This window comes from Streptomyces triticirhizae (genome assembly GCF_003696235.1).
GTDB classification, from domain to species: Bacteria; Actinomycetota; Actinomycetes; order Streptomycetales; family Streptomycetaceae; genus Streptomyces; species Streptomyces triticirhizae.
Map to the genome: position 1 here is coordinate 1 of NZ_RFFJ01000286.1, position 5,525 is coordinate 5,525.

At 74.7% G+C, this 5,525-nt stretch carries 5 protein-coding genes and 1 pseudogene; 5 read left to right on the top strand and 1 reads right to left on the bottom strand.

Features of this window, described 5'->3' with window-relative positions:
• The 5 genes and pseudogenes from EBN88_RS28170 to EBN88_RS28190 all read left to right on the top strand — a co-directional run.
• A pseudogene (locus tag EBN88_RS28170) lies at positions 1-286 on the top strand (hypothetical protein); the annotation flags it as partial.
• 89 nt (positions 287-375) lie between these two features.
• Positions 376-1,782 (top strand): hypothetical protein, encoded by a 1,407-nt coding sequence (locus EBN88_RS28175; RefSeq protein WP_122399854.1) that lies wholly within the window; start codon positions 376-378, stop codon positions 1,780-1,782.
• A gap of 136 nt (positions 1,783-1,918) precedes the next feature.
• Positions 1,919-3,517 (top strand): ABC-F family ATP-binding cassette domain-containing protein, encoded by a 1,599-nt coding sequence (locus tag EBN88_RS28180; protein WP_122399855.1) that lies wholly within the window; start codon positions 1,919-1,921, stop codon positions 3,515-3,517.
• Between the two features lie 324 nt (positions 3,518-3,841).
• On the top strand, positions 3,842-4,063 hold the full coding sequence (locus EBN88_RS28185) for a helix-turn-helix domain-containing protein (protein ID WP_193318133.1): 222 nt from the start codon (positions 3,842-3,844) through the stop codon (positions 4,061-4,063).
• A gap of 134 nt (positions 4,064-4,197) precedes the next feature.
• Positions 4,198-4,974: an enoyl-CoA hydratase/isomerase family protein gene (locus EBN88_RS28190; RefSeq protein WP_122399857.1), complete on the top strand. Its 777-nt coding sequence runs from the start codon at positions 4,198-4,200 to the stop codon at positions 4,972-4,974.
• Between the two features lie 24 nt (positions 4,975-4,998).
• Here EBN88_RS28190 and EBN88_RS30935 read toward each other — a convergent pair.
• The coding region (locus tag EBN88_RS30935; RefSeq protein ID WP_122399858.1) for a nucleopolyhedrovirus P10 family protein at positions 4,999-5,525 on the bottom strand (527 nt) is incomplete at its 5' end.

Sequence of the window (5,525 nt, forward strand, 5' to 3'; positions counted from 1 at the left end):
GCCGCTGCGCCCGGTGGCCGTGGCCGCCGCCCGGCGCGGCGCGCTCCCCGACGGGCCGCCGCCGATGCCGCCCACCGGCGAACGGAACGCGCCCCCGCCGGTGTTGCTGGTGCACGGCCCCGACGACAGCGTGGCCCCGTTCGCCGTCTCCCGGGAGTTCGCCGGCCGGCACCGGGAGAACGTCGTGCTGCACACCGTCGGCCAGGCCGAGCACGCGGCGATGTGGAACGCCGACCCCGGCGGCTACCAGGAGGCGCTCCGCCGCTTCCTCACGCCCCTGATGTGAGCCCCGGGCGCCGCCCCTTCCGCGTCCCTCATCTACCCCTTTGTACGGGGGGTTTGGGCTTTGACGGCCCGAACGGCGAAACTGCTCGGGTGACGTCCCGAACTCCGCGTGAGCCCCGGTTGCGCCTTGTCCCTCAGACCTCCCCGCAACGAGCGCCGGTTCAGCGCCGCACCGCCGAGCGCAGACGCACCCCCCGGCCCCCCAAGGGGGTGCTGCCCCCCGACCGCCTCGCCCGGCAGGCGAGGACGTTGCTGACCGACGCCGTGCGCGTCGCGCACTGGGCGCGCGACGCCGGCGTCTCGCCCGAGCAGGACCTCGCCCGCGCCGCCGGTGAACTCGCCATGTCCACGGCCGAGTTGCGGGAGAACTGGAGCCGCGCCCGGCTGGCCGGACTGCTGGAGATCGACGGCGAGGGCGGCGCCGTGCGCGCCGGCTGGCGGCTCCGCGCCTGGGACCGCGACGACACGGCGGCGCTGCGCGGCTGGGTCGCGCTCTTCGACGCCTGGTGCCTGGCCCGCCCCGCGCCGCCCGACGCCGACCCGTCCCTGGTCACCGACGTGGTGGCCGCCATGCCCCAACTGCTGTCCGTGATGCGGCTGTCCGAGGGCCCGGTCACGGCGGCCGGGCTGATCGACCTGATGCGCCGTCGGGTCGCCGAGCTGCGCGCCGAACGCCCCGACGGCTCCGGGCCCGAGGCGCCGGTCTCCGCCGACGCGCCGATCCCGGAGGAGGACCGGGCGGTCACCGCCGAACGCGTCCGGCTGCTCGGCTGGGCCCTGGACGCGCTCTCCTCGGTCGGCGCCCTCACCCTCCACGCGCGCGGCGACCGCCCGGCCAGGGCGCGGCTGACCGACCTGGGCAGCTGGGCGATGTGGACCAAGCTGGAGCAGATCTGCGTCGCCGCGCAGAGCCCGGCCGGCAACATCGAGCAGTCCGCCGTCGCCATGCTGCGCGGCTGCGCCAACCTGACGCCGGGCCCGGCCCGCGCCGAGTACCGCGCCTGGCTCGCGGTGCGGCCCACCGCGCCGGCCGTCGACGAGCTGCTCGCCGCCGCACGCGGCGAGGACGCCCTGATCCGGGGGCTGGCGTTCCAGGCGCTGCGGGTGGTCGGCGCCCCGGCGTCCGAGGCGGTGCGCGCCGTCGTGGACGACCCGGTGCTGCGGCCCTACGCGCTGCTGTGGCTGGCCGACCACGAGGGCGGCGACCCGCGCGACCGCGCCGAGTCCTCGCTCGGCGTGCTCACCAGGTCCGAGGCCACCTGGCTGTGGGTGGACACCGCCTCGGCCGCCCAGGAGCACGGCGCGGAACGGCTGTTGCTGGACCACCTCGACACCGCCCCGCAGCTGACCGTCGCCGAACTGGTGGACGAGATTCGCACCTGTGGCCATCCGCGCACCGTGCAGGTGCTGTTGGCGCTGGCCGCCGTCCACCCCGACCAGACGGTCGCCAAGCGGGTCCGCAGGGCGGCGTTCCAGGTCCACAGCGGGGGCGCCTGAGGCGGGCTCACGCGGGCGAAAACGCGTTGAACCGCGCGGCTAGAATGGCCGCATGGACATTCTGTTCCTCGTGCATTAGCGGACGTCAAGCGCTGATCCGACCCCTGCCCACACGTTCCGCACCTGGAGTCTGTCCATGATCACCGCAACCGGCATCGAGTTGCGCGCCGGCGCCCGCGTCCTGATCGAGAGCGCCTCGTTCCGCATCGCCCAGGGCGACCGCATCGGCCTCGTCGGCCGCAACGGCGCCGGCAAGACCACCCTCACCAAGTGCCTGGCCGGCGACGGCACCCCGGCCGGCGGCACCATCACCCGCTCGGGGGAGGTCGGCTACCTCCCGCAGGACCCCCGCACCGGCGACCTCGACGTGCTCGCCAGGGACCGCATCCTCTCCGCGCGCGGCCTGGACAGCGTGCTGCGCGGGATGCGGGAGAACGAGCAGCGCATGGCCGGCGGCCAGGGCGCCACCCGGGACAGGGCGATGCGCCGCTACGAGCGCCTGGAGACCGAGTTCCTCACCAAGGGCGGCTACGCCGCCGAGGCCGAGGCGGCCACCATCGCCGCCAGCCTGGGCCTGCCCGACCGGGTGCTCGGCCAGCCGCTGCACACCCTCTCCGGCGGCCAGCGGCGCCGCGTCGAACTGGCCCGCATCCTCTTCTCCGACGCCGACATCCTGCTGCTCGACGAGCCGACCAACCACCTCGACGCCGACTCCATCACCTGGCTGCGGGACTTCCTGCGCACCTACCGGGGCGGCCTGGTGGTGATCTCCCACGACATCGACCTCGTGGAGACCGTCGTCAACAAGGTCTTCTACCTCGACGCCAACCGCGCCGCCATCGACGTCTACAACATGGGCTGGAAGCAGTACCAGATCCAGCGCGAGGCGGACGAGAAGCGCCGCAGGCGCGAACGGGCCAACGCCGAGAAGAAGGCCGCCGCGCTCAACGCCCAGGCCGACAAGATGCGCGCCAAGGCCACCAAGGCCGTCGCCGCGCAGAACATGGCCCGCAGGGCCGAGCGCCTGCTCGCCGGACTTGAGGAGGAGCGCCGCGCCGACAAGGTCGCCAAGCTCCGCTTCCCCGACCCGGCGCCCTGCGGGAAGACCCCGCTCGCCGCCGAGGGGCTGTCCAAGTCCTATGGCTCGCTGGAGATCTTCACCGATGTCTCGCTCGCCATCGACAAGGGCTCCCGGGTCGTGATCCTGGGCCTCAACGGCGCCGGCAAGACCACCCTGCTGCGGCTCCTCGCCGGCATCGAGAAGCCCGACACCGGAGCGGTCACCCCGGGCCACGGCCTCAAGCTCGGCTACTACGCCCAGGAGCACGAGACCCTCGACCCGGACCGCACCGTCCTGGAGAACATGCGCAGCGCCGCCCCCGACCTGGACCTGGCGCAGGTGCGCAGGACGCTGGGCTCGTTCCTGTTCTCCGGCGACGACGTGGAGAAGCCGGCCCGGGTGCTCTCCGGCGGCGAGAAGACCCGGCTGGCGCTGGCCACCCTCGTGGTCTCCTCGGCCAACGTGCTGCTGCTGGACGAGCCGACGAACAACCTCGACCCGGCCAGCCGCGAGGAGATCCTCGGCGCGCTGCGCGAGTTCACCGGCGCCGTCGTCCTGGTCACCCACGACGAGGGCGCGGTGGACGCGCTTCAGCCGGAGCGGATCATCCTGCTGCCGGACGGCGTCGAGGACCTGTGGAGCGCCGACTACGCGGACCTGGTCGCCCTCGCCTGAGCGGCCGGCCGAACGGTCGGGTCCGCCGTTTGTGATCACTCGCGGTGGACCAATCGACGCAGCGTTGATCATTCATCTGAGTGAGTGCGGTCGTAGCCGGGCGTGTCGACACGCCCGGCGCGCCGCCCCCGCCCCCCGCCGCGCGCCCCGCCGGCGCTATCCGCGTTCACCTGCCGCTTCGCTCCCCGGCTCGCGTCGGGGGCGGGGCACGGCGCGCCCGGCCAGCGGTGCGCTTGTCGTACGTACCGCGACGAATGGGTGGCCAGAAGTCCGGTTAGGGGTGATCATGAGAGTCCAGAGCGCACTTCGCATGAGGAGGCACGAGTGGCCGAGACTCTGAAGAAGGGCAGCCGGGTGACCGGCACCGCGCGCGAGAAGCTCGCGGCAGACCTGAAGCGGAAGTACGAGTCGGGTGCCAGCATCCGCGCGTTGGCCGAGGAGACCGGCAGGTCGTACGGCTTCGTGCACCGGATGCTCAGCGAGGCGGACGTCACCCTGCGTGGTCGCGGTGGCGCCACCCGGGGCAAGAAGGCCGCCTCGGCCTGAGGCTCCCGCCCCAGCCGGACGCCCAGCCGAACCCGTAACCACAACCCGAACGAGACCGCCCCGGCCGACCGGGCGCGGGCGCCGATCGTTACCCTGCCAGGCGGAACTACTGCCCAGTAACGAGCGGAGGCCCGATGAGCCTGCTCGACCAGGACGGTGTGCGTGTCACCGTCCACGACCCCGTGGCGACCGTCACGCTGACCAACGCCGCGCGACGCAACGCGCAGACACCCGCCCTGTGGCACGCCCTCGCCGAGACCGGACGACGGCTGACCGGGGACATCCGGGTCGTCGTGCTGCGCGCCGAGGGCGTCTCCTTCTCGGCCGGCCTCGACCGCAGGGCCCTCACCCCCGAGGGCATCGACGGCCAGCTCTCCCTCTCCGACCTGGCGCGCGCGCCCGAGTCCGAACGCGACGCGACCATCGCCTCCTACCAGGAGGCGTTCACCTGGTGGCGCCGCCCCGACCTGATCTCGGTGGCGGCGGTCCAGGGGCACGCCATCGGCGCCGGCTTCCAACTCGCCCTCGCCTGTGACCTGCGGGTCTGCGCCGAGGACGCGCAGTTCGCCATGCGCGAGACCAGCCTGGGGCTGGTCCCCGACCTCGGCGGCACCCACCCGCTGGTCGGGCTCGTCGGCTATGCGCGCGCGCTGGAGATCTGTGCCACCGGGCGCGCGGTGCACGCGGCCGAGGCCGAACGCGTCGGGCTGGCCAACCTGGTGGTCCCCGCCGACCAGCTGGCCGGCGCTACCGACGACCTGGTCGCCGCCCTGCTGGCGGCGCCGCGCGGCGCGCTGATCGAGACCAAGGCGCTGCTGCGGGCCGCCACCCACCAGGACTACGACACCCAGCGCGCCGCCGAGCGCGCCGCCCAGGGGCGGCGACTGGCCGAACTCGCCGGCCTGGAGTGAGCGGGGCCCGAACGGGCCCGCTGGTCAGTCGGTCACGCCGGTGACCAGCAGCGTCACCAGGATCGGGCCCCTGGCCGTCGAGCCGGCGGTGGCCGCCGTCGCGGTGGCCACCCTGGCCACCTCCGCCACCAGCTCCGGCAGCGGCCGCCCGCCGCCGGCCGCCAGCTGGAGCCGCACCAGCCGGGAGGGCGGCTCCTCGCGGTCCTCCACCCGGACCGCGCCCAGCCAGCCGTCGAGGACGGCCGACAGCCCGGCGACGCCGGGGACCGCCGTCACCGCCTCGGCCACCTCCCCGGCGCCCGGGCCGCCGGAGCCCAACGCGTCCGGCGGGGACGGCGGTTCGCGCGGCGGCGCGGCCGGCTCCGGCGGCTCGGCCAGCAGCTCCTTCACCTCCAGGTCGACGAGGGACACCGGCAGGCCCAGGCGTTCCGTGGCCACCCCGGCCAGCGTGGCGCGCACCCGTTCCGCCAGGCCGGTCAGCGGCAGCGAGGGGAACGCCGCGATCTCGGCCGCGACCCGCAGCGGCCCGGGCGGCAGCGCGCCCGGCGGCT